The 23,428-nt window shown below is 68.8% G+C and carries 20 protein-coding genes; 14 read left to right on the forward strand and 6 right to left on the reverse strand.

Annotation, left to right across the window (positions count from 1 at the left end; genetic code table 11):
• Positions 1-215: 215 nt before the first annotated feature.
• Positions 216-1,481: a LuxR C-terminal-related transcriptional regulator gene (locus ACFXG1_RS27725; RefSeq protein WP_384723801.1), complete on the forward strand. Its 1,266-nt coding sequence runs from the start codon at positions 216-218 to the stop codon at positions 1,479-1,481.
• A 198-nt stretch (positions 1,482-1,679) separates the two neighbouring features.
• Here ACFXG1_RS27725 and ACFXG1_RS27730 read toward each other — a convergent pair whose 3' ends face one another.
• On the reverse strand, positions 1,680-3,899 hold the full coding sequence (locus ACFXG1_RS27730; protein WP_384745013.1) for an NADP-dependent isocitrate dehydrogenase: 2,220 nt from the start codon (positions 3,897-3,899) through the stop codon (positions 1,680-1,682).
• A gap of 294 nt (positions 3,900-4,193) precedes the next feature.
• Here ACFXG1_RS27730 and ACFXG1_RS27735 point away from each other — a divergent pair, with 294 nt between their 5' ends.
• Together ACFXG1_RS27735 and ACFXG1_RS27740 are read left to right on the forward strand one after the other, a co-directional pair.
• Positions 4,194-5,009, forward strand: a complete 816-nt coding sequence (locus tag ACFXG1_RS27735; protein ID WP_384721444.1) for an SAM-dependent methyltransferase — start codon at positions 4,194-4,196, stop codon at positions 5,007-5,009.
• A gap of 189 nt (positions 5,010-5,198) precedes the next feature.
• Positions 5,199-6,422, forward strand: coding sequence for an alpha/beta hydrolase family protein (locus ACFXG1_RS27740; protein WP_384745015.1), 1,224 nt, complete (start codon positions 5,199-5,201; stop codon positions 6,420-6,422).
• A 24-nt stretch (positions 6,423-6,446) separates the two neighbouring features.
• Here the strand turns inward: ACFXG1_RS27740 and ACFXG1_RS27745 are convergent, their stop codons facing one another.
• A complete protein-coding gene (locus tag ACFXG1_RS27745) occupies positions 6,447-7,586 on the reverse strand; it encodes a PucR family transcriptional regulator (RefSeq protein WP_384708412.1) in 1,140 nt (379 codons plus the stop codon).
• Between the two features lie 86 nt (positions 7,587-7,672).
• Between ACFXG1_RS27745 and ACFXG1_RS27750 the strand changes: the two genes are divergently transcribed.
• Together ACFXG1_RS27750 and ACFXG1_RS27755 are read left to right on the forward strand one after the other, a co-directional pair.
• A complete protein-coding gene (locus ACFXG1_RS27750) occupies positions 7,673-8,734 on the forward strand; it encodes a ferredoxin reductase (RefSeq protein WP_384708409.1) in 1,062 nt (353 codons plus the stop codon).
• A gap of 7 nt (positions 8,735-8,741) precedes the next feature.
• Entirely contained in the window at positions 8,742-9,860 is a 1,119-nt protein-coding gene (locus ACFXG1_RS27755) for a fatty acid desaturase family protein (protein ID WP_384708406.1), read from the forward strand.
• A gap of 46 nt (positions 9,861-9,906) precedes the next feature.
• Here the strand turns inward: ACFXG1_RS27755 and ACFXG1_RS27760 are convergent, their stop codons facing one another.
• The 4 genes from ACFXG1_RS27760 to ACFXG1_RS27775 all read right to left on the reverse strand — a co-directional run bounded on the left by ACFXG1_RS27760 (position 9,907) and on the right by ACFXG1_RS27775 (position 15,087).
• Positions 9,907-10,743, reverse strand: coding sequence for a methyltransferase domain-containing protein (locus ACFXG1_RS27760; RefSeq protein WP_384708403.1), 837 nt, complete (start codon positions 10,741-10,743; stop codon positions 9,907-9,909).
• A gap of 286 nt (positions 10,744-11,029) precedes the next feature.
• Positions 11,030-12,547, reverse strand: coding sequence for a methyltransferase (locus ACFXG1_RS27765; RefSeq protein WP_384708400.1), 1,518 nt, complete (start codon positions 12,545-12,547; stop codon positions 11,030-11,032).
• A gap of 19 nt (positions 12,548-12,566) precedes the next feature.
• Positions 12,567-13,559 (reverse strand): 3-oxoacyl-ACP synthase III family protein, encoded by a 993-nt coding sequence (locus ACFXG1_RS27770; RefSeq protein ID WP_384745018.1) that lies wholly within the window; start codon positions 13,557-13,559, stop codon positions 12,567-12,569.
• A gap of 133 nt (positions 13,560-13,692) precedes the next feature.
• Entirely contained in the window at positions 13,693-15,087 is a 1,395-nt protein-coding gene (locus ACFXG1_RS27775) for an MATE family efflux transporter (protein ID WP_384708394.1), read from the reverse strand.
• Positions 15,088-15,522: 435 nt separating this feature from the next.
• Between ACFXG1_RS27775 and ACFXG1_RS27780 the strand changes: the two genes are divergently transcribed.
• From ACFXG1_RS27780 to ACFXG1_RS27820, 9 genes are all read left to right on the forward strand, one after another.
• Entirely contained in the window at positions 15,523-15,690 is a 168-nt protein-coding gene (locus tag ACFXG1_RS27780; protein WP_384708391.1) for a hypothetical protein, read from the forward strand.
• A gap of 119 nt (positions 15,691-15,809) precedes the next feature.
• The gene (locus ACFXG1_RS27785) at positions 15,810-17,579 is read left to right on the forward strand and encodes a M3 family metallopeptidase (RefSeq protein ID WP_384708388.1); all 1,770 of its coding nucleotides are present in this window, start codon (positions 15,810-15,812) and stop codon (positions 17,577-17,579) included.
• A 29-nt stretch (positions 17,580-17,608) separates the two neighbouring features.
• Positions 17,609-18,244: an O-methyltransferase gene (locus ACFXG1_RS27790; protein WP_384745028.1), complete on the forward strand. Its 636-nt coding sequence runs from the start codon at positions 17,609-17,611 to the stop codon at positions 18,242-18,244.
• A complete protein-coding gene (locus tag ACFXG1_RS27795) occupies positions 18,228-18,785 on the forward strand; it encodes a hypothetical protein (protein ID WP_384708382.1) in 558 nt (185 codons plus the stop codon). Before ACFXG1_RS27790 ends, ACFXG1_RS27795 begins: the two co-directional genes overlap by 17 nt.
• On the forward strand, positions 18,775-19,446 hold the full coding sequence (locus tag ACFXG1_RS27800; RefSeq protein ID WP_384708379.1) for a DUF6445 family protein: 672 nt from the start codon (positions 18,775-18,777) through the stop codon (positions 19,444-19,446). Before ACFXG1_RS27795 ends, ACFXG1_RS27800 begins: the two co-directional genes overlap by 11 nt.
• 8 nt (positions 19,447-19,454) lie before the next feature.
• Entirely contained in the window at positions 19,455-20,165 is a 711-nt protein-coding gene (locus tag ACFXG1_RS27805) for a pentapeptide repeat-containing protein (protein WP_384708376.1), read from the forward strand.
• On the forward strand, positions 20,165-21,397 hold the full coding sequence (locus tag ACFXG1_RS27810; RefSeq protein WP_384708373.1) for a hypothetical protein: 1,233 nt from the start codon (positions 20,165-20,167) through the stop codon (positions 21,395-21,397). Before ACFXG1_RS27805 ends, ACFXG1_RS27810 begins: the two co-directional genes overlap by 1 nt.
• A 149-nt stretch (positions 21,398-21,546) precedes the next feature.
• The gene (locus ACFXG1_RS27815; protein WP_384708370.1) at positions 21,547-22,641 is read left to right on the forward strand and encodes a PQQ-binding-like beta-propeller repeat protein; all 1,095 of its coding nucleotides are present in this window, start codon (positions 21,547-21,549) and stop codon (positions 22,639-22,641) included.
• On the forward strand, positions 22,638-23,390 hold the full coding sequence (locus ACFXG1_RS27820; RefSeq protein WP_384708367.1) for an SDR family NAD(P)-dependent oxidoreductase: 753 nt from the start codon (positions 22,638-22,640) through the stop codon (positions 23,388-23,390). Before ACFXG1_RS27815 ends, ACFXG1_RS27820 begins: the two co-directional genes overlap by 4 nt.
• Positions 23,391-23,428 lie beyond the last annotated feature (38 nt).

Genomic DNA, 23,428 nt, shown 5'->3' on the forward strand with positions numbered 1-23,428 from the left:
CGGCGTCCCGCCTTTCCTGCCCCTACCCCCGGGCCTGTATCCCGCCGCCCCGGCCCCGGTGCACGGGCACGGCCCCGCGCGGGGCCCCGTTCCGCACGGGTCCACCGGGGGCGGTCCGCCGGTTTCGGTGCTCGCCGCCCACGTGGATACCAAAGTAGGCGTGCTTTTCCCCCGTTCCCATCCCAGATGTCTGGGAGGAGTTCTAACCTGCCCGCGTGACCCGCCTCACCCCGCGCTCCCCCGACCCCGCCGCCCGTGACGCGTTCGCCGGGGCGCTGGCCCTCAGGCTCCGCGGACCGGGCGCGCTCGGCTCCCTCGGCTCCCTCGACGTGCTCCGGACCACGGCCGACGCGCTGCTCGGCGCCGTACCGGCCGATGTGTGGTGCGCCGTGCTGCTCGACCCCTCGACCCTGCTGGACACCGGCGGGCTGCACGAGCACGGCTTCCCGCACTCCGTGATGCCCCGGCTCTTCGAGATCGAGCACGCCGCCCAGGAGGGCGTCGACAACATCCGGGCGCTGGCCCGGCGCACGGTCCCGGCGAGTCTGCTGAGCGCGTCGACGCACGGTCGGCCGGCCGACAGCGTCTACTACCGCGACGTCCTGCGCCCGGTGGGCATGGCGGACGAGTTGCGGGTCCTGCTGCGGGACGGCTCACGCGTCTGGGGGCTCTTCGTCCTGTGCCGCGCGCCGGACGCGCCGCCGTTCGGCGCCGCCGACACGGCACTCGCGGCGGCGGCGAGCGCCCCGGCGACGACGGCGTTGCGCCGGTCGCTGCTGCTCACGGGAATCGACCGGGACGACGTCCCGGACGCGGCGGGGCTGCTGGTGGTGGACGACGGGATGGGCGTACGGCTGGCGACGGCGACCGCCGAACGCTGGCTGGCGCTGATCCAGGAGGCCCATCCGGCGCCGGGCCGCAGACTGCCGTACGCACTGGGGGCCCTGGTGCACCAGGCGCGGACCGCGGCGCCGGGGACGCAGATACGGTCCCGGGCGGTCACGGGCACCGGGCACTGGGTCACGCTCAGCGCCTGGCGCGAGCAACCACACGATGGCATCGGGGCCGCCGTTGACGCCGGTGACACGGACGGCGTGATTCCCGAGGCGCTCGGCGGCGGCGCGGGCGAGGGGCTGACCTATGTGTCCCTGGCGCCCAGTCACCCGCGTGAGCTGACCGCGATCGTCCTCGACGCGTACGGGCTGACGCCGCGCGAACGGCAGGTCGCCCAGCAGGTACTGCTGGGTCGTTCGACGGCGGAGATGTCGGCCCGGCTGCATATCGCCGAGTACACGGTGCAGGACCATCTGCGGAAGGTCTTCGACAAGGCCGGGGTGCGCAGCCGCCGCGACTTCAGCGGGGAGCTGTTCCGGCGCTGCTATCTGCCGCGGCTGGAGGATCCACCGCTCACGAAGGACGGGCGGATGCGGTACGACGACGACGGCGACGGGCACGGGGCCGGGCACGAGGCCGGGAGATAGCAGGGCCGGGAGATAGCAGGGCCGGGCTCCGGCGCCCCGGCCCGGCGGAGACGGACCGCCGCATCCGGCGACCGCGTCGCCGGCATCCGCCGCGCGCCGCCCGGCGGCCGGGCCCGGACGGGCTCCGCCCCGTCCGGCGGGGATGCCGGGCGGGGCGGAGCGGGAGTCCCGGCCGGTCGCGGGGACCGGCCGACGGCGTCAGCCGAGGGAGGCGATGGCCTCGTTGAACGTGGCGGACGGGCGCATCACGGCCGCGGCCTTCGCCGGGTCGGGCTGGAAGTAGCCGCCGATCTCGGCCGGGGAGCCCTGGACCGCGATCAGCTCGGCGATGATGGTCTCCTCCTGCTCGGAGAGCGTCTTCGCGAGGCCCTCGAACGCCGCGGCGAGCTGCGCGTCGTCGGTCTGGGCGGCCAGCTCCCGGGCCCAGTACAGGGCCAGGTAGAAGTGGCTGCCGCGGTTGTCGATCCCGCCGAGGCGGCGGGTCGGCGACTTGTCCTCGTTGAGGAAAGTGCCGGTGGCGCGGTCGAGGGTCTCGCCCAGGACCTTGGCGCGGGCGTTGCCCGTGGTGGCCGCGAGGTGCTCGAAGCTGACGGCCAGCGCGAGGAACTCGCCCAGGCTGTCCCAGCGCAGGTAGTTCTCCTTGACCAGCTGCTGGACGTGCTTCGGGGCGGAGCCGCCGGCGCCGGTCTCGAAGAGGCCGCCGCCCGCCATCAGCGGGACGACCGACAGCATCTTGGCGCTGGTGCCCAGCTCCAGGATGGGGAAGAGGTCGGTCAGGTAGTCGCGCAGCACATTGCCGGTGACGGAGATGGTGTCCTCGCCGCGGCGGATGCGCTCCAGAGAGAACTTCGTCGCCTCGACCGGGGAGAGGATCTTGATGTCCAGGCCCTCGGTGTCGTGCTGCGGCAGATACTCCCCGATCTTGGCGATCAGCCGGGCGTCGTGGGCGCGGGTCTCGTCCAGCCAGAACACGGCCGGGGAGCCGGTGGCGCGGGCGCGGGATACGGCCAGCTTGACCCAGTCCTGGATCGGCAGGTCCTTGGTCTGGCAGGCGCGGAAGATGTCGCCCTCGGCGACCTCCTGCTCCAGGACCACGTCGCCCGCGGCGTCGACCAGGCGGACCGTGCCGGCGGCGGCGATCTCGAAGGTCTTGTCGTGGGAGCCGTACTCCTCGGCCTTCTGGGCCATCAGACCGACATTCGGGACGGAGCCCATGGTCGACGGGTCGAAGGCGCCGTGGGCCCGGCAGTCCTCGATGACGGCCTGGTAGACGCCCGAGTAGCTGCTGTCCGGGAGGACGGCGAGGGTGTCGGCCTCCTTGCCGTCGGGGCCCCACATGTGGCCGGAGGTGCGGATCATGGCCGGCATGGAGGCGTCGACGATGACGTCGGACGGTACGTGCAGGTTGGTGATGCCGCGGTCGGAGTCGACCATCGCCAGGGCCGGGCCCTCGGCCAGCTCGGCGTCGAAGGACGCCTTGATCGCGTCGCCGCCGGGCAGGGTTTCGAGGCCCTTGAGTACGGTGCCGAGACCGTCGTTGGGGCTGAGTCCGGCGGCGGCGATGGCCGCGCCGTGCTCGGCGAAGGTCTTCGGGAAGAAGGTCCGGACGACATGGCCGAAGACGATCGGGTCGGAGACCTTCATCATCGTGGCCTTGAGGTGCACGGAGAACAGCACGCCCTCGGCCTTGGCGCGGGCGACCTGCTCGGCGAGGAAGGTACGCAGGGCGGCTGCGCGCATCACGGAGGCGTCGACGACCTCGCCGGCCAGGACCGGTACGGACTCGCGCAGCACGGTGGTGGTGCCGTCGGCGGCCACGTGCTCGATGCGCAGGGTGCCGTCCTCGGCGACGACCGCGGACTTCTCGGTGGAGCGGAAGTCGTCCTCGCCCATGGTGGCGACGCGCGTCTTGGAGTCGCCGGTCCAGGCGCCCATCCGGTGCGGGTGGGCCTTGGCGTAGTTCTTCACCGACGCGGGGGCGCGGCGGTCGGAGTTGCCCTCCCGGAGGACCGGGTTGACGGCGCTGCCCTTGACCTTGTCGTAGCGGGCGCGGGTGTCGCGCTCCTCGTCGGTCTTCGGGTCGTCCGGGTAGTCCGGCAGGGCGTAGCCCTGGCCCTGCAGCTCGGCGATCGCGGCCTTGAGCTGCGGGATGGACGCCGAGATGTTGGGCAGCTTGATGATGTTCGCGCCGGGAGTCTTCGCCAGTTCGCCCAGCTCGGCGAGGGCGTCGTCGATCCGCTGCCCCTCCTCCAGACGCTCGGGGAAGGAGGCGATGATCCGTCCGGCCAACGAGATGTCACGGCTTTCGACGGCGACTCCGGCGGTGGAGGCGTACGCCTCGATCACGGGCAGGAACGAGTACGTCGCCAAGGCCGGGGCCTCGTCGGTGTGCGTGTAGATGATGGTCGAGTCAGTCACCGGGTGCTCCGCTCCACGTCTGCAACATTGCTCGACATCAAGATATCTCGTGGCGGTGCCCCGCTCGACAGAGGCCCGTATGACGTGGGCCGCACCGGGCCGGAACGCGACCCTCCGTCGCCGTCCACCGACGGTGCGCAGCCGGATTGAGCAAAAGATCTGGAATGCCGCGATCTCCTGGCCGGCCGGACCCGGGTACGGCCGCGTCGGCCGTGCCCCATGGGGCTCCCGTGAAGATCACGTTCATGATTCACTTATCAAGCAAAGGTTTTGGCCACTCCAGGAGGCGCTCTGATGACCGAATCCGATCCCCGGCCCGCGTCCACCGGCGACATCCGCTCCAGGATCGACACCGGCAAACCGCATTCGGCACGCTTCTGGAACTATTTCGTCGGCGGTAAGGACAACTACGAGGTCGACCGGGAGATCGGGGACCACATCAAGGAGATATTCCCCGGCCTGGTGGATGTGGCCAGAACCAGCCGTCTCTTCCTCGGCCGCGCCGTGCGGTATCTCGCGGCCGAGCAGGGCGTCCGGGACTTCCTCGACATCGGTACGGGCCTGCCGACCGCCGACAACACCCACGAGGTCGCCCAGCGCGTCGCGCCGGACTCCCGGATCGTCTACGTCGACAACGATCCGCTGGTTCTGGCGCACGCCCGGGCGCTGCTCACCAGCACGTCCCAGGGCCGTACCGCCTATATCGACGCCGATCTGTACGACCCCGCGCGGGTCGTCGCCCAGGCCAAGGAGACGCTGGACCTGTCCCGGCCCGTCGCGCTGATGATGCTCAACGTCCTGGGGCACGTGGCCGACCACGGGCGGGCCAAGGCACTGGTCGACGCGGTGATGGCGGAGCTGCCGTCCGGCAGCCATCTGGTGATCAGCGACTCGACCTCGACCAGCCCGGGGATGGTCGCCGCTTCGGAGGCGTACAACAAGAGCGGTGCGGTGCCGTACTACGTCCGACGCGTCGAGGAGATAGCCGGGTTCTTCGACGGGTTCGAGCTGGTGGACCCGGGTGTGGTTCCGGTGACCCGCTGGCGTCCGGCGGACGGGGCCGAGCCCGAGCAGGTCGACGCGTACTGCGCGGTGGGCCGCAAGCCGTGACGGAGGGTCGGCGTCCCGCGGCCGCGACGCGGGGCGCCGGATGGCGTGTTCCGTTCGCCGTACGGCCGGATCCCGTCATGCATCGGACCTGAGTCGTAGGCCGGGGCGGCGGATCCCCGTCTGAAGGCGGAGGTCCGTTCTCCCGCAAGGCTGACGCGGGGCGACGGGCGCGGCCCTACCGTCGACGGCATGATGTGGATCACCCGTACGGCCACGGCCGTCGTCCTCGCCTGCACCCTCGCCCTGCCCGTGGCGGTCGCGTCCGCGGCGTCCGCGAAACCCGCCGGGGCGACGGCCTCGGCGCTCGCCGCCCCGGCCGCCGGGACACCTCGCGCCGAGACGCCTCGCGCCGAAGCGCTGAAGCTTCCGCGCCCGACCGGTGAGCACAAGGTCGGCAGCTCCGTCTTCCATCTGGTCGACCGCTCCCGGAAGGACCCGTGGGAGCCGGCGGCGGACGGCCGCGAACTGATGGTCACCGTCCACTACCCGGCCGCGCGCCACGGCGGCGGCGCGGCCCGGACCCCGTACGCCACCGAGGCCGAGGCCGAGGCCATGGTGAACGGCGTGGGGATGGGCCCGGACGTCGCCCCTGAGCGACTCGCGGCGACCGGAACGCACAGCAGGCCGGGGGCTCTGCCCGCGCGGGGACGGTTCCCCCTGGTGATCCTCTCCCCCGGGTTCAGCGTCTCGCGGTACACCCTGACCAGCTTCGCGGAGGACCTGGCGAGCCGGGGTTACGTCGTCGCCTCCGTGGACCACGCCTACGAGTCGTTCGGCATCTCGATGCCGGGCGGCCGGACACTGCCCTGCAAGGCGTGTACGGCGCTGGACGTGGACGGGGTGCCCGCGAGCGTCGTCACCTCCACCCGCGCCAAGGACGTGTCGTACCTCGTCGACCGGCTGACCGGCCGCCATCCGGTCTGGAAGCACTCGGGGATGATCGACCGCAAGCGGATCGGCATGGCCGGGCACTCCATCGGCGGGGCGTCGGCGGCGACCGCGATGGCCGGCGACCGCCGCGTACTGGCCGGGGTCAATATGGACGGGGCGTTCTGGGAGGACCTGCCGCCCGGCGGGCTGGACGGCCGCGCCTTCATGATGCTGGGCACCGACGACAACGTGCACCGGCCCGGTGGCATCGACACCACCTGGGACCGGATGTGGCCCACCCTGGACGGCTGGAAGCGGTGGATCACGGTGGCCGGTACGGACCACGGCTCGTACGGTGACTTCCCGCTGATCCAGGAGCATTTCGGGCTCCCGTCGCCGCCGCTGGCCGCCGAGCGGAGCACCGCACTGCTGCGTACCTATCTGGCGGCCTTCTTCGACCAGCATCTGAAGAAGCGTCAGCAGCCGCTGCTGAACGGCCCTTCGGCGGCCAACCCCGAGATGAACTTCCACCACCTCTCCTGACACCGGGCCGTCTCGTCGTACGGGTCAGCCGGCCCGAAGACCGACCGCCAGTGTCAGTTCAAGGACCCGGTGCGGCGATGCGAGGTCCGGGAACAGCTCCCGCAGCTGCGACATCCGGTAGCGGACCGTCTGGGGGTGGACGAACAGCGCCGCCGCCACCTCGTCCCGTCTGCCCTGGTGCAGCAGCCACGCCCGCAATGTCTCCTCCAGCCGCTGTGCCGTCGCGACGGGCAAGGTCCGCAAGGGTGCGAGAGCGCGGGCACGCAGATCCGCGAACGCGTCCGCGTCGGCGCTGAGCACCAGCTCGGGCAGGTGGTCCTCGGTGTCGCGGACATCGGAGGAGAGGGAGCGCGCGCGTACGGCTCGTGCGTACGAGGCGGACGCCCGGGTCCATGGTCGGGCCGGGCCGACCACGGCGGTGCGGCCGGTCAGCCGGCTCAGGAGATGTGATCGGTCGGCATCGGGGACGAGCAGCACACCGGTGGCGTCCGGCAGATCGTCGAGGACAAGGGTGGCCGGGTCGAGCGTGCGGTAGGCGGGCCGGGCCTGGGCGGCGGGCAGCAGGACCACGGTCAGTGAGACCGGCGGCTGCCATCCGGCCCGTTGAGCGGAGGCCAGCAGCGCGTCCGGGCTCGCGCCGGCGAGGAGATCGTGGGCCAGGTGTTCCAGGTGGAGCTCGTGGGCCCGGCCCCGGGCGGCCAGTTCGTCGGCGTGGCCCGCGGCACTCGCGGCGGAGAGCTCGTCGATATAGGCGAAGGTCAGCTCGGCGAACTTGGCGACCTCGGCGGCGGGCAGACCCGCGGGCACGGCACCCGCCGCCAGGCATCGCCAGGCCACGCGGGCGCCGACCCGGTAGGCGCTGAGCAGGGCGTCCATCGAACGGCCGTCGCGCACCTCGCCGCGGCCCAGCTCGTAGGCCGCGTCACCGGCGTCGCCGCCCGTGGCGTTCCCGCTGGCGAGGTCCAGATAGTGCCCCAGGGCGGTGCGGACGGCTCGGCGGATGGTGCCACCCATGCGGCCCGAAAGCGCGTTGGCGTACGGAGGGACCTCGTCGATGATCGCCTGGACGACCTCGTCGGCGGTGCTCCTCAGCGCGGCCCGAAGCGCGGTGACCGTCGTCTCATCCAGGGCCGGCTCGGTGGCCCTCCGGATAACATGCCCCATTTTTTGTTCCCTGCGAACAATTCAGCCGACCAGATTCACATCCTACGGGTAGGACTTTACGCCCTGAGGCGCATCAAGCTGGAGCCATGACGAGTGCAGCCCTCCGCAGTAGGGCGTGGAAACTGCTGGAGATGGTCACGACGCCGCTGCTGCCGTCGGACTACCTCGACCTGGTCAGTCCGCTGCGTGCGGGCGCCGACCTGCGTGGGCGCATCGAGGCGGTGCATCCCGAGACGGGGGACGCCGCGACCATCGTGATCAGGCCGGGCCGGGGCTGGCGCGGCCACACGGCCGGTCAGTATGTACGGATCGGAATCGACGTCGACGGGGTGCGCCTGTGGCGCGCCTACTCCATCACTTCGCCGACACACCGCCGGGACGGCCGTGTCACGATCACCGTGAAGGCGATCCCGGACGGCAAGGTCAGCAACCACCTGGTCCGCAGGGCGAAACCGGGCACGCTGATCCGGCTCGACCAGGCGACCGGTGACTTCGTACTGCCGGAGGCCAAGCCCGCCAAGGTGCTCTATCTGACGGCCGGCAGCGGCATCACGCCCGTGATGGGCATGCTGCGCGACACCGAGTTCGACGACGCCGTCATGGTCCACTGCGCGCCACAGCCGCAGGACGTGATCTTCCGCAGCGATCTGCACGACCTGGTCGCGGAGAAGAAGCTGCGTCTCACCGAGGTGCACACCGACACGGACGGCATGCTCGACATCGCCCGGCTCGACGCACTCGTGCCCGACTGGGCCGAGCGCGAGACCTGGGCTTGCGGGCCCGCCGGCCTGCTCGACGCCGCCGAGAAGCACTGGACCGAGCACGGCGTACCGGAGCGCCTGCACACCGAACGCTTCCGCCCCGGCATCGCCGTCACCGGCGACGACAAGGGTGGCGAGGTCACGTTCAGCACCACCGGCACGACCGTCGACGCGGACGGCGCCACGCCGTTGCTGGACGTCGGCGAGGAGGCCGGTGTGCTCATGCCCTCCGGGTGCCGCATGGGCATCTGCTTCGGCTGCGTCACACCGCTCACGGCCGGCGCCGTCCGCGACCTGCGCACCGGCGAGATCACCGAGGCCGAACCCGGCGTCCTCATCCAGACCTGTGTGTCCGCCGCCGCGGGCCCCTGCGAGATCGAACGGTAGGAACATCTTGACCGCCATCGACCCCACCGCCCACCTGACCCCGGAGCAGATCGAGGAGCTCGGCCGCGAGCTGGACGCGATCCGCGACGAGGTGATCGCCGACCGCGGCGAGAGAGACGCCGCCTACATACGCAAGGTCATCTCGGTGCAGCGCAAGCTGGAGCTGGCCAGCCGTGGCGTGCTGCTGTTCTCGTTCTTCCCGCCCGCGTGGCTGATCGGCACCGCAGGTCTGTCCGTGGCGAAGATCATGGACAATATGGAGATCGGCCACAACGTCCTGCACGGCCAGTGGGACTGGATGCGGGACCCGAAGATCCACTCCACCACCTGGGAGTGGGACCATGTCTCGCCGGCCGACCAGTGGAAGCACTCGCACAACGAGCTGCACCACACGTACACCAACGTGATCGGCAAGGACAACGACCTCGGCTACGGCATCATGCGCGTCGACGAGGACCAGAAGTGGCACCCGTTCCATCTCGGTCAGCCGCTGTGGAACTTCATCAACGCCTGTTTCTTCGAGTACGGCATCGCGGCGTACGACCTGGAGCTGGGCAAGAACCTGCACAAGCGCCGCCGCAAGAACCCGGAGTTCCGCGCGCGGGCCAGGGCCGTGGGCCGCAAGATCCGCAAGCAGGTGCTCAAGGACTACGTGATCCACCCGCTGCTGTCGGGCCCGTCGTTCCTCACCACACTCGCCGCCACCTTCACCGCGAACCTGGTCCGCAATCTCTGGACCCACTCGGTGATCATGTGCGGGCACTTCCCCGAGGGCGTGCAGGTCTTCGAGCGCCGCTCGATCAGGGGCGAGACCCGCGGCCAGTGGTACCTGCGCCAGATGATGGGCTCGGCAAACATCAGCGGCAGCAGGGCCATGCACTTCATGACCGGCAACCTGTCGCACCAGATCGAGCACCACCTGTTCCCGGACCTGCCGAGCAACCGGTACGCCGAGGTCGCGGTGAAGGTGCGCGCGCTGTTCGAGAAGTACGAGCTGGAGTACGTCACCGGGCCGCTGCCCAAGCAAGTGTTCTCCGCGTGGCACAAGGTCTTCCGACTCTCACTGCCGAACAAGAAGCCCAAGGCCGAGACACCTGACCAAGAGCAGAGGCTCGTCGCGGCCTGATCCCGGTACCGGTTCGGTTCTCGCGGCCGTACCGGCACTGCAGCGGCTACTCGGCCGGGTGGTGGATCCGCTGCCCGGCCGGGCCGGCCTCAAGTCTCAGGCCGGTCCAGTCCGTGGGGTCGACGCGGGGCGGCCACCCGAGTTCGGTGTAGGGGCGGGGCTCCCGCTGACTCCTGACCCGCATGAAGGTCACCCGGGCGACGAAGCCGCCTGTCGCCCGCCCGGTGCCGTCTCCTACCAGGTGCGCCAGGAGATCGCAGGCGAAAGGGCTGTCCAGGGGAACGACCAGGACACCGCCAGGGGCGAGCTGTTCGAGCCAGGCCCGGGGGATCCGGCGGACCGATGCCGTCGCGACGATCCGGTCGTAGGGCCCGCCGTCGGCGTATCCGGTCTCCCCGTCGCCGATGACGACATGCGGTCGAATGCCCAGTGCGGCCAGGCTTCTTGCGGCGCGGCCGGCGATGTCCGGGTCGATCTCGACCGAGACGACGTTCTCCGCACCCGCTCTGGCGGCGAGGAGGGCCGTGGTGTACCCGGTGCCTGTTCCTACTTCGAGTACACGGTCGCCCGAGCGGGGATCGAGGTGACGCAGCAGTTCCACGACCACGCCGCTGGAGGAGATGCTGGAGGTGAAGGTGCCGCCTGCGGGCCCTGTCGGCGCCACCCGCCCGTCGTCGAGCTGGGTGATCAAGGGGGCGCCCGGCATGTACACCGCCTTCAGCCACGCCCTGGGCCGTACGGTCCTGTCGATCAGGCTGCACAAACCGTCCGCTCCGGATGCGGGCCACCAGACCCGGTCCGGGACAAAATGCTCGCGGGGCGTGGCCAGGAACGCTTCCCGCAGCCAGCCCGCGTCGCCGAATCCGCGCGGGTTCCGGCTCATCTCGTCAGCACAGCGGGCGCGGAGAGTGGGCGCCGACACGGTCATCCCCGGGCGCCTACTCGCCTTCGCCACTGTCATCGGGTTCGGGCAACGGGTTCCCGGGGTCGCCCGGGCTGGAGTACGGGCCCCCGACCTGACCATCGCCCGACTGCCGGTCATCGCCCTTCACCACGAAACCCCGTACACCGCGCCTCATCAGCCGGCCCCCCTCCGAGTCATCACCGAACCCGCAGCCTAAAACCGTGTACCCGCTCCGTGAACCACAGCTGTTGGAGCGCACGAAGCATCATGAGGGCGCTTGCGGAGCGCGCCGCGCCCGGCGGGCCGGCATCTGCAGATAGTCCGGCCGCGGCAGCGCCTCCCGGTCGAGTTCTCCCTTCGGAGTCACCGGAAGCTCCGACAGCGGGACCATCGTGGTCGGCACCATAAAGTCGGGAAGACGCTCGCGCAGGTACGGGGGAAGGCCGGCGAGCAGGGGGCCGACTATCCGGGAGATTCCGGGGTTGTTGGATCGGCTTCGTCCGGCGGATTCACCGGCGACGAACGTCCCGCAAACGGCTCGCTGTTCACGCAGCATCACCGTGTCGAAGGCGTGGACGACCTCACCCGACCAGGTGATGACCGCGTGCCAACCGTGGTGCCGCGCCCATTGCACCAGTTCCTCCGGATCGACGGGCTGACCGGATGCGGCAGCTGAACACAGCACACCTGCCGAGGTGGCCGCGTTGAATTCGTCGACCAGCCGGGCGTTCGGTATCCCGGCTATCCGCACGGGGTCGGCACCTGCGCGATCAAGGCGTCGGCGCAGTTCGGCCAGGTCGGATACCTCCCGCCCCCACGGCACTGACGGCACATCGGCCAGGTCGAGCACGTCGGCCGGTTCCTTGTGCAACACGACCTCGTAGCGGTGCCGGCTGAGTTCATTGTGCGCGGCCCCGGGCTTCAGCCGGATGTCGACGCCGACGGGGCGGCCCTCCGCCCATTCGGCAAACCACTCCGGGGCGACCACCAACTCCCGCCCGGAGAACAGCGCCTTCTCTACCGAGGTCCGCAGTTCTTCATGCGATGCCTGGGGGTTGGCCGTGCGTTGCACTCCGGTGAGCAGCAGCCGGAGTGTCGTGGCGTTGCGGACGTCACCGACGATGAGTCGGCCACCGGGTGAAAGCAGCTCCATGGCCTGGCGCAGTACCCGGTCCAGGTAGTCGATGCTCGGGAAGTACTGGATCACCGAGTTGAGCATCACGGTATCGAACCCGGCCCGGGGCAGCCCGGAAATGTCGTGTGCCGCCTGGGCGCTGAGCCGGATTCGCCGGCCGTAGCCGTTCTGCTCGGCTTGGGCACGGACACGGTCCACGGCCGTGACGGAGATGTCGGTACCCCAGTACTCCTCCACTTTGCCGACGATCTTGGCCAGCAAGAGACCAGAACCGATACCGATCTCCAGTATCCGCCGCGGTGAGAACCGCAGTACCTGTGCGACCGCCCCGTTCCGCCACTCTTCCATCTGCTCCAGCGGGATCGGTGCGCCGGTGTACGAGGACTTCCACAGCTCGAAGTCCTCACCCCATGACTGATCGCTCGAAGCCGTGTAGCTGTCGTCGTAGACCTGCCGCCATTCGTCCACCTGGTCATCGGCTTCGGCCAGCGCGGCGTCCGGGTTGGGCACCACGTAGCCGACAAGGCGTTTCTCGCCCTGCTGGCCCTCCCGTATCACGACGACTGCATGCGCGACACCAGGATGTTCGGACAGCACCCGCTCGATCTCGCCCAATTCGATCCGGGAAATCCGGGACAATGGAGTCATTGACACTCCTCCTGAACGGTCATACCTCAATCAGGGTGCAGAACCAGTGCAGGCCGGAGGACATGCCGGCCAGCGCCACCAGGTCTCCTGGGCGGAACGCCCCGCGATCCGTGTAGATATCGAGGCAGAGGAGCGGGTCCATGCCACCGAAGTGACCGAGTGAAGCCGCGAGGTCCGCGTTTGTCCGCTCCAGCGGGATGCCAAGGGCACCAGCCGCGTTGCGCAGGGCCACCTGATTGGCGTGGAGGAGGATCACTTGGGACAGGTCGGCGCGTTGGACACCCGCTCGCTTGCAGGCACCGTCGACCGCTTCGGCGATGCGGGCGTCGGTCATTTCAGCGTACGCGGAGAACCGTTCGGCGTCCCCGTCGAAGTATCTGAAGATCGAATACCCGGCGTCGACATCGCGGTTGCTCCGCCCCGCCGGCGGGACCGGCGCGGCGTTGCCTCCGTACTCCAGCCGGAAGAAGTCGGCATAGGCGGCATCCGTCAATTGCTCGCTGGCCAGCCACCTCAGAGACGGATGACCGCGCCGGAGTACGGCCGCCACGGCACCGTCGCTGTCGGCCGTCGTACCGTTCCCCAGGCGGTTCACGTGTTCGTCGCTGACCCGCTCCGCCGAGATGTGCAACACCGTCCCCACCTCGCCGCGGGTCGCGAAAAGGCCGGCTATGTTCTCGAAGGCGAGTACGGCGGAGAGACATCCCTGGGAGAGCGAAAGGGTCGGCACACCGCGCAGACCGAGGTCGCGGGCGATTGCCGTGGAGAGGTCCCAGTGGAAGTACTCGGGCAGGTTGCCGCTGGCCACCACGAGGAAGTCGATATCGGAGGCGTCGAGGCCCGCCTTGGTCATCGCGGCGCTTGCCGCGGCGACACCGAATTCGGTCGTCGTCACACCGGGGGGCGCCCGGTGAAGAGTTCGAAAGCCCATGCTCCTGACCAGATGCTGGTTCACACCGTGGCGGCGGGCCTCCTCGACGACGTCGTACGGCTCACCGATGCTGCTGGCCATGGCCATGATCCCGTAGTCCACTAACGCCACCGGCCCTCACCCTCCATATCGTGTCCGTTGCAACTACTCGGCGATCGGATGTGCGAGGTATCGGCGAAGGCGCCGGAGGTCCGGAGGTTGTTGTGCCGGGCGTTCACGCGGGGCTCGCGATGGCGGAAGGAGGCACGCGTTGGGCCCAGTGGTCCCGGTAGAGCGCGCGCCCGAGTAGCGGCACGATGACGGCGGCGGAGGCGATGGACCCCAAGGCGATAGCCCAGAACGCGGACTCCAGGACGAATACGGAGATCCATGCCAGTGGGATCATGAGTCCGTAAGTCGCCACTGTCGACACCGTCGACAGCAAGGCGCCCCGCTGGTGCACCGTGAGGATGGCCGTGTACGTGGCCTCCAGGATGTACAGCGGCATAGTGATCATGAATGCGAGCAGCATCATGACACCCTGCCGCGTGTCCAGTTCACCCGAGCCTCCGAAGATCCGCACCAGCCAGGGCGACAGAGCAAGGGTCACCACCGTGCCGATCATGGTGGGCACCGCCGTGTATGCCAGCAGTCGGCGGCCGTCGGACCACAGCTCGTAGGGGGAGGCCCCCTTACCGATCTGGTAGCTGTAGAAGACGGACGTTCCGGCCACACAAGCCTGCGGTATCCGGCAGAACACCGTGTAGACCTTCGCGGCGACCGTGGAGGCTGCCAGCACCTGAGGTCCGAGGGTGCCGATGAACATAAAGGGGATGATGGCTGCCATGTAGTCGTTGAGGTGCCGGACTCCGACGCCCTGCGAGATCCAGACCATGGAGCGGAACTCGGTGAGCACCGCCTGCCGGCTCGCCCGGGCGATGTCGCGTTCGCGCTGCCGGATGCGCCGCAGGAAGACCACGGAACCGTAGACCGCCATGCCCGCGTACACGATCACCGTGGCGACGGCGACCGCCTGGGCAGGGGAGGAGAAGACCGACGACGCGTCCGTATACAGGAACACGTAGTTCAACACGGCGTTGGCCACGAAGCCGTACAGCAGGATCTTGAACGAGAAGCTCTTCATATTGCAGACCCGCAGTGCTTCCGAGACCGAAGCCCACACGAGCGCCAAGATGATCCCGAAGAGCCTGACTTGGATGTAGTCGACGGCCAGGGGGATCAGGTCACGGTCCTGGTCGGCCAGTTCGAGGAACCACGCGGAACCGAACGCCAAGCCGATGGCCAGCGCCTGCAAGATCAGCGCGCACAGCAGGAACGCCCCCACGAGCGGTGGCAGTCGCGTGGACAGCGAGCGCTCGCCCTCCGCGATTCCCAGGCGGCTGGCGAACACATGCACCAGGCCGGCGCAGTACGCGGTCAAGCCCATCACGATCAGATCGGCGAGGCCCACCGCGGCGACGAACTCAACGCCGAGGGGTGCCACCATCGCCAGGTCGACGGCACCGAGCCCCACACCGACGGAAGAGGTCATAAGGATGACGGCGGCGAAATTGGAGAAGTTTTTTCTCGTCAGCTCAGTGTGATCCGTGTCCTTTTTGCTCGTATTCATACAGTCGGACACCTCGGGATTAACATGCCTCAACTCTCTTCGGTGAAGCGGCCGGTCGCGCCGGGGCGGCGGTCGCAGGAGGGAGCAGTCGTCCGGTGCGTGGCGGGCACACGCCTACCGCGAGCAGGCCAGGAACCTTACCCCACAGGCGATAGCGGCGCCATGCCGCTTCTCCGGGAGCGACGTGCGGCGCACTTTACTCGCGAAGCGAATATGATCGGCCGAGAGTAGTCAAATTATGGCCGAAGACAGGCACAATCTCATCGGTGATTTGTCATTACCAGGATCCAAATTGACCGGTTGGCAGGTGCACGCTAACGTCCTTCAAAGTTGCTCCATCTGGGCAACCAGCGCGACCAGGATGACGGTGGTCATTCGGTTACCACCCGGGTGGTTTCATTTGGCATCCGTCACGTAGAGATTGGAGTCCAAAAAATGGAATCGTACTCTCTCGCCAAGCGACCCGCGTTCTTCCCGGCCGTGTCGGCCGAGCTGTTCTTCGAGGCGGAGGCCAGCACGCTGGGGGCCGGCGCCCTGTTCGACAGCGAGGTGGACGCTGAACTGGACGCGATCCTGAACGCGACCGAGAACTCGACGATCTAGTATCTCGAGCAAGCACCACCCTGCATGCGGGTAAGGGCGCTGCCCTTACCCGCATGCTCTCACCGCCCAATTGCTCTCCCAAAAGATATCGTCGGGCCGCTCTACAGGGGGTCGCGCACGTGGAAGTGGAAGCCCTGACTAGCCTGAACCAATCCGGTCTTGCGGAGACTCAGAAGATCCTTGAGGGTGCCAAGAAGCGCCTCGGCGAAATCCTCGACGAACGTCGGCTTACGGAGGAGTCGTTCGTCGAGCTGGCCGCAATCTACAACAACGTTGCGTACGTCTTTCTCTACCTGGAGTCCAACGAGCAGCACATCGACTACCAGTGGTTGCTCCCGTATCGTGACGCCTTCTTCAAGGACCCCGGGCTGGATGGAACACTGCTGGCCCTGTGCGAGCGCCTCCACTGCGAGGATTCGGCCATCGACGAATGCCGACGCGCCTACGTCGAGCACCTGAGCGTCAAGATCACGGCGGACCACGTGGGTGCGGCGGAGCTGGAGCAACTGCAGGAGCAGGCCAAAAGCATCGTCGAGGCGGGTCGGCGTGACCAGCTCACGTTCCTCTCACGGCTCGGCATCAACACGGACGCGGGCACAGCTGACACCATCGGCTACACGGTCATCAGCGCCACGCCCGACGCGACCCGCCGGTCCAAACTCGCCGGCGCGCTGACGTCGCTGCGCGACAAACGACTCACCCCCCTGGTCGAGACGGTTGACCTCATGATCGGCATTCGGCGCGAGGCGAGCCGGAAGAAGGGCGCCGAGAGCGTACTCGCGCATACCATGCGACGGTGCGCCATCTCGGAGCCCGCGGCACGACAAATCGTCGACGCCTACGTCTTGGGTGCCATTGAGGAACACAGGTCCCTTGAGTCCGACATACGCCTGGCGATCGGCGATGTCGACGCTCCCATGGAGCACTTCGGGCACTACGTCCGCACACTCCAAGGAAACCTCAAAGTACCGCTGTTCGACCTCCGTGCCTGCCTGGACTTCATATACGAGGTGACCGAGCGGGTATTCGGCTTGTCGATGAGACGGCTCCCGGATACAGGTTCGGACGTATGGACCGTCGTCGTGTCCAGAGGCGATAAGACCATCGGATACATCAACTTCGACTTGTGGGACTCGGGTCGGAACCGCACGGCGAACACGACCAGCGGAATCCGGAACCGGGTCGACTGGGGCAGTATCGTCCAACTGCCGATCGCTTATATCTCGTGCCGATTCCACCGAAACCCGGACGGCCGGGAACTCATTACGTTCCAAAACGTCCACAGTCTTTTCCACGAGGTCGGGCACGCGCTCAACCACATCCTCATCCACAAGCAACTGCCGACGATTTCCGGTCTGGACTATCTGCCGCTGGAACGCATCGAAGACCTCAGCATGTGGACCGAGAAGTGGGTATACCACCCGGACTTCGTCGACCATCTCAGGCTCTCCGACGAGGAGCGCGAAGGCATGAGGTTCTGCCAGCGCGTGAAGATCCTCGAATACCGGAGGAACCATGTCGACCGGGCTGTCACGGCAGCGCTCGACTTCGAAGTGCACGGGGCCGCTACCGGCGGCCTGCGTGAGGCCTTCGCACGGTTGGACGAGCGATTCGGAATCTCCCGATACTGCTCACTGGGGGACTTCCCCCTCTACTTCGCCTGGCCGATGATCAACGCCAATCCGGGAGCCACCTTCGCCTACACGCGAAGTGCCGCGGAAAGCGCGGAGGCGTTTGCCCCCATTCTGGGCCGGAGGCTGGCCGATCTCGAACCTCGGGATTTCGACGGCGTCTTCACCGCGTGCCTCGACTTCGATGAGCCGAGCAGCAGCCCGGACATCGGATCCGTCTTCACGTTCTACGACGACACGCTGTGGAGGCCCGCCTGATGACCCCCAGCCCCGCCTACCTCCGGTCCATGTTGGGCCCCCGGGACCAGGTTCTGGACGGAGTGCTCCGGGACGCGCTGCTCCGGAAGGACATGCCTGCCATCCAGGTCGACGACAGCGGCGCCCGTATGCTCCAGCTGCTCACGATGGTTCACCGGCCCCGCCTGGTCGTCGAAGTCGGCACGCTGTTCGGCTACTCCGCGATTCATATCGCCCGCGGCCTCGCTCCGGGCGGACGCCTCGTCACGATCGAGAGCGACGCCGATACCGCACGGACCGCGCGCGCCTACCTGGAACAGGCCGGCGTGAGCGACCGCGTCGAGGTGGTGAACGCGGACGCCGTGACCCATCTGCGGACCTTGCCGCCCGGGAGCGTCGACATGGTCTTCATCGACGCGGACAAGAAGTCGTATCCGCAGTATCTGAAGCTGTGCTTTCCCCTCCTGCGCAGCGGAGGATTGCTCATCGCCGACGACATCTCCCCCGGCGGCGACTTCAGCGGCGAGTCCGAACCCGGCGCCGACCCTGACCGGGAAGCGAGGGGAATCGGCACCTACGTGAAGGCGGTGGCACGCAGCAATCGGTTGTACTCCGCCTTCGTGGGTAGCGCCCACGGTCTCCTGGTGAGCTACAAGGACGGGCCGCGAGATGCGCAAGACGCTTGAGGTCGTCGACGACTTCCACCCGAATCCGGCGGCCCTGACGCGCCGGGTCCTCCATGCCTCCGGCTCCGCCACCGCAGACCCCGCCGCCCCGAGCCGAGGTCGGTTCGTCGGGCCCCGCTACATCGACCCCCGGACGATTGCGGCGATCGGCGACCTTCTCGGCATCACGGCGGACCGGACCGTACCGCAACCCGACACGGGTCGTTTCGTGCTCCGCGACCACGACGTGCCCGGCGACGACGCGCCCCGGCCGGAGCGGGTGGACTGGATGGCGATCCTCTTCCTGTCGCCGCCCACCCTGCGGTCGGACGCGGGACTGACCTTCTGGCGGCAGCGCGCCGGCGCCGTCGGACCGGAGGGCTGGACCGAGTGCGCGTTCGTCCCGGTGCGGTTCAATCGCCTGGTTCTCTACCGGCCTTCGAAGGTGCGCCGTCAGGCCTCACCCGGCTTCGGCGGGGGCGTGGCAGACGGTTGGCTGAGCCACGAGTGCGGTGTGGATCTGGACCCGACGACCGAGGGCGGGAGGTCCCGTGCGCAGTAGTGTGATCATCGTCGACGACTTCTATCCGAACCCCGACGCCATCCGGGAACGGGCGCTCCGGTCGGAGTACGCGGACATCGCGTCCACGCGTTATCCCGGCTACCAGACCCGCCTCAACATCCAGAGCGACGCCCTCAAGCGCACTTTCGAGGCCCTGATCCGCGCCCGCGTCCAGGTCGACCGCTCCCGGTTCACCTGGGGCGGCTTCCGATTCATCACGGGTGACTCCGGTCGGCGGACCGTGGTGCACTCCGATGTGAACATCGACTGGGCGGCCATGGTCTACCTGACGCCCGATGCGGACATGAGTGCGGGGACGGGCTTCTTCAGGCACCGGGAGACCGGCCTGGACCAACCGCCCACGGACCGGCAGGCTCGTGCCCTCGGCTTCGCCGACGCCCACGAGTTCCAGCAGCAGGTGGTTGCCCGCGACGACCGTGACCTGTCGAAGTGGGAGCTCACCACCACCATCGCCCCCGTCTACAACCGGCTCATCCTCTTCCGCGGCTGCGAGTTCTACCACGCTCCGCTCGCCGGTCTGGGCGAGGGTCCGGCCAGTTCACGGCTTACCCACAGCTTCTTCTTCAACGAGATACCCCTGTCGGGCCGAGCCGTGCACGCGGTGGCGGACGAGCGGGCCCTTTCGTCGAATGATCGGTAGGAGTCAGTATGCGGCCGCTGCTGGATCTGATTGCCACGGAGTGCACCGGGGAGACGGCGAGTCACGACTGCGGGCTCGTCGCGGTCGATCCCGTGGTAACGCTCACCGCCGACCTCAGGGCGTACGCCGCGTCGCGGATCGACGCGGGTCAGGTGTACCGGAGCGCTGCGGAGCTGGCTGCCGCCGGCCACACCCTGCACATGGTGCTGTACGTGCGCGGCCCGGCGGGCGACCGCGACCGGGACCTCTGGATGGTCGACGGCTTGTCGTTGCTGCGCGACAGCGGAGCCGGAGTCGACCTGACCCACGCGGACCTGAGGGGGGCACGGTTGGTCGGCGCGGAGTTCGCGAAGGCCGATCTCAGCGAGGCGGACCTGCGCGGCGCCGACCTGGCCAAGGCGGATCTGTCAGGGGCGGTCCTGGTCGGCGCGGACCTCTCCGGGGCCGACTTGTACCGAGCGAGCCTGCTCGGTGCCGACCTGACCGAGGCGGATCTGCGGCGTACGTCGCTGAACCACGCGGACCTCCAGCGGGCGGTTTGCGTGCGCACCGCTTTCCGCGGTGCGGACTTGGCCGACTCCTATCTGTGGGATGTCGACCTCTCCGCGACGTATCTCGATGGTGTGGAGCTGCACCGAGCCAGTGACCTTGAGGGGAGACGAGTGACTGTGGACACGGGCGAGTCGAACCACGCCGCTCACACGGAGGGGGGTTCCTGATGACCACCGACCGCCGGCCGATCACCCGGAGCGCGTTCCACGAGGTCCTGATCGGTCTTGAGTACACCGACGACCAGGAACACCCGGTTGACATCTTTTCCCGTGCATGCGTCGAGGCGTTCGAGGAACTCGACTGGACGCGGTTCGGCTACCGGTTCACGCAGGTTTTCGAGGCGACCGTGCTGCACGAGATCGCTGTCATCGAGCGGATGCGCCACGAAGACCTCGCCCGGCTGGAGCACCGGCCGACGGCCGCGATGCGCCGCCTCGGCGACGCCCTGGAGAACCGTGCCGAACTGACTCTCGTCGAGCGGGTGAACCTGGCGTCCGTGTTGGCCGGCATAGCCCGCCCTGCGTCGGCCGACATCGTACTGTCCGAGACGGAGCCCCTCGCGACCAGCCACCGGGAGCGGTTCGAGATCGCCTGGCTGGCGTTCATCCTCGCCAACCGCCAGGACGACACACGGCGGTCGGCGGAGGCGTTCGCGGCGATGCGCGCCGCGATCACGTCCGGGAAGGTGCCCCCCGGCCGTGCCCTCGACGCCTGCGCCCAAGGCGTCGTGTGGTATCTGAAGCGCGAGGAGATCGCACCGGACGATTTCGCCTGGTGCCTGCGCGTCGGCCATGCGCTCGCCACGCGGGAGGAGGTCCAGGACCTGGCCACCGTCTCGTCCTGGTACCGGGGACTCGCCATGCTGCCCGCGTCCAAGGGGATGCCCGAGAAGACCCGGTCCTACATGGAGTCGGCGCGTACCGCGGCGGAGGAGACGATCAGGCAACGCCCTCGTGCCTACGAACTCAACCTGCTCAAGACCTATCACGAGTCCTCCCTCAAGGAGCACATGTACGTCACTCGCGACGCCGGCGCCGCGATCGAGTCGGGCCGCGCGCTCATCGCCCTCGACCCCGCGTGGTCCATCAGCTACGGCGAACTGGCCGAGGTGTACGTGCGGTTCGGTGATTCCCGTGAGGCCGCGGAACTGTACGACACGGCGGTCGCCAAGGGCCCCCCGTACGTCGGGCACCATCTGCTCAAGTCGGCGACCTGCTGGGAGAAGGCGGGCGAGCCCGCGCAAGCGCTCGCGAGGTACGAGGACCTCGCCGCGTTGGTTCCGGGGGACGCCGAGGTACTGACCAGCGGCCTGAACTGCGCGCGGCGCCTGTCGCATCCGTCGGGGCGCACTTTCGAAACGGCCCTGGAGCGTCTCGACAGCGCCCGGGCCGCGTCGTGAACCGCGCGGTCCGGGACCCGCGCGAGATACCCGGATCAGACAGGGATGTCGCCCCGTCGACGCCCGGGGTCCGCCACGACCCGCTCAAGACGGTCCTCCCGCTGCGGACCGACACGCCGCGGGCCGTCCGGTGGGGGACGGAGCCGGTCGTGTGCGGCCACATCGGATTGGCCCACCACAGCGATCGGCTCGATGCGAGCATTCCCGTACCCGTGTGCGCCTCCCCGGTCGCGGTACCGGGGGTCGGAGCGCTGTTCGGCAGCTATGACGGCTACGTCCGCTTCTACGACCGGACGCTGACGAGAATGTTCTGGCAGACGCGGCTCAGCGGCCCGATCTACGCCTCCCTGGTGGCGGACCGCCCGCGGCGGCGCGTCGTCGCGGCGACCACGGGCGGCGATGTGGTCTGCCTCGACCTGAGGGGCACGGTGGTCTGGCGCGCCAGGACCGAAGCCGGGATCCACGCGACGCCCACCGTGCTGCCCGGTGCCGACCTGCTGGTGTTCACCGCCTTCGACAGCCGTTGCCTCGGTATCGACCTCGCCACCGGTGAGGTGCGCTTCGCACGGGATCTGCCGCGCCCGTGGCACGCCGGCATGGGGTCGGCGGCTCATCGCGACGCCTACGCCAGCCCGGTCACCACGCCCGACGGCAATGTCGTCGTCGCGTGCGCGGAGCATGTGCTGTGCCTGAGGCCGGACGGCGGGGAGGTGTGGCGGTACGAGGCGGGCCACACGATCAGGTCCTCCCCCGCCGTGCTCGGGGACCGTAACGAGGTCGCCGTCTGCGCGGTCGACGGCCGGTGCGTCTTCCTGGATGTCGGTACCGGCGCCGTGCGCGGCATGGTGGAGCTGGGAGGCAAAGTGGTCGCCAGCGCAGCCGTGTCCGGCCACTTCCTGGTGACCGGCACCCAGGACGGCACCGCGTACGGAATCAACGTCGACCAGCAGTCCGTCGTGTGGAGCGCCCAGGGCTACGGGCCACGCGAGTACACATCGTTCACCGTGCTGCCCGACGGCAACTTCACGGCGGTCGCCGCCCGGGGCAACGCCGTGGGCCTGCGCCGGGAGGACGGCCGCTTCCTGTGGGAGACCAGCCAGGTCCTGGGGCTTGCCGACCATGATCCCGCGATGGACGTCACACCGGTCGCGACGCCGGACGGCAGCATGTACGGCGGCTCCTACTCGGGAATGCTCTACCACTTCCGGTTCCGCACGGACGAGACCACGAAGGAGGGGACATGAGACGCGCTCTGGTGATCGGCGCCAGTCACAGCCTCGGCTCCCACCTGGCCACCCGGCTGGCCGCGAGCGACTGGCAGGTCGTCGGCACCGGACGCCGCCCAGCACACGACGTGCCCGGTTCCGACATCTTCGACTACGTACCGCTCGATCTGTCGGACCCGGCCGACGTCGACCGGTTCGCAGCGGGCCCGGGTTCCGACGCCTACGACCTCGTCGTCCACAACGCGGTGATGTACGGCGGCACCGGCGGCAAGGCCCCGGAGCTCGCCGAACTGGAGACCATGTTCCGGGTGAACACGCTCGTTCCCTACCGGCTTCTGCACGGCCTGCTCAGCGCCCAGAGCCCGGATCGGTTCTGCTCCTGCGTCGTGGTCAACTCCGACTCGGTCTATCACGCCAACAGGCACTCCGCGCCCTATGCCGCGACCAAGGCAGCGCTGCGGGTCCTGACGACGGCCCTCGCCGACACCTTTAGATCGGCGCAGGTCAGCGTCGCGACCCTGGTACTCGGGCCGTTGCCGGACCCGGGAAAGCTGGCGGACTTCCGACGGGTGGCGGAGCGGCACGGCATACCCGTCGAGGAGGTCACGCGCGCCTACCTGCGCAAGTCGAACCCGTCCTACGTCATCGACGACCTCATCGATTTCGATGCCTGTCACCGGAGCGTCGAGTACCTTGCCGGGCTCGGGCCGGCCGGCAACGGCACGGTCTGCCGTCTCGACGGGGGCTCAGCCGGCTCCCTCGTTTGATCCGCCCATCCCCATGGCGCACTGCCCCGTCCCAGGAG

Source organism: Streptomyces sp. NPDC059248 (assembly GCF_042753905.1).
Lineage (GTDB): Bacteria > Actinomycetota > Actinomycetes > Streptomycetales > Streptomycetaceae > Streptomyces.

What these genes read in the sequence shown, in the direction of transcription:
- ACFXG1_RS27735 (WP_384721444.1), top strand. Translation starts at nt 4,194, where the DNA reads ATGACCGAATCCGATCCCCGGCCCGCGTCCACCGGCGACATCCGCTCC.
- ACFXG1_RS27765 (WP_384708400.1), bottom strand. Translation starts at nt 12,547, where the DNA reads ATGACTCCATTGTCCCGGATTTCCCGGATCGAATTGGGCGAGATCGAG.
- ACFXG1_RS27770 (WP_384745018.1), bottom strand. Translation starts at nt 13,559, where the DNA reads ATGGCCAGCAGCATCGGTGAGCCGTACGACGTCGTCGAGGAGGCCCGC.
- ACFXG1_RS27790 (WP_384745028.1), top strand. Translation starts at nt 17,609, where the DNA reads ATGTTGGGCCCCCGGGACCAGGTTCTGGACGGAGTGCTCCGGGACGCG.
- ACFXG1_RS27805 (WP_384708376.1), top strand. Translation starts at nt 19,455, where the DNA reads ATGCGGCCGCTGCTGGATCTGATTGCCACGGAGTGCACCGGGGAGACG.
- ACFXG1_RS27820 (WP_384708367.1), top strand. Translation starts at nt 22,638, where the DNA reads ATGAGACGCGCTCTGGTGATCGGCGCCAGTCACAGCCTCGGCTCCCAC.
- ACFXG1_RS27795 (WP_384708382.1), top strand. Translation starts at nt 18,228, where the DNA reads ATGCGCAAGACGCTTGAGGTCGTCGACGACTTCCACCCGAATCCGGCG.
- ACFXG1_RS27760 (WP_384708403.1), bottom strand. Translation starts at nt 10,743, where the DNA reads ATGAGCCGGAACCCGCGCGGATTCGGCGACGCGGGCTGGCTGCGGGAA.
- ACFXG1_RS27780 (WP_384708391.1), top strand. Translation starts at nt 15,523, where the DNA reads ATGGAATCGTACTCTCTCGCCAAGCGACCCGCGTTCTTCCCGGCCGTG.
- ACFXG1_RS27740 (WP_384745015.1), top strand. Translation starts at nt 5,199, where the DNA reads ATGATGTGGATCACCCGTACGGCCACGGCCGTCGTCCTCGCCTGCACC.
- ACFXG1_RS27745 (WP_384708412.1), bottom strand. Translation starts at nt 7,586, where the DNA reads ATGGGGCATGTTATCCGGAGGGCCACCGAGCCGGCCCTGGATGAGACG.
- ACFXG1_RS27775 (WP_384708394.1), bottom strand. Translation starts at nt 15,087, where the DNA reads ATGAATACGAGCAAAAAGGACACGGATCACACTGAGCTGACGAGAAAA.
- ACFXG1_RS27750 (WP_384708409.1), top strand. Translation starts at nt 7,673, where the DNA reads ATGACGAGTGCAGCCCTCCGCAGTAGGGCGTGGAAACTGCTGGAGATG.
- ACFXG1_RS27810 (WP_384708373.1), top strand. Translation starts at nt 20,165, where the DNA reads ATGACCACCGACCGCCGGCCGATCACCCGGAGCGCGTTCCACGAGGTC.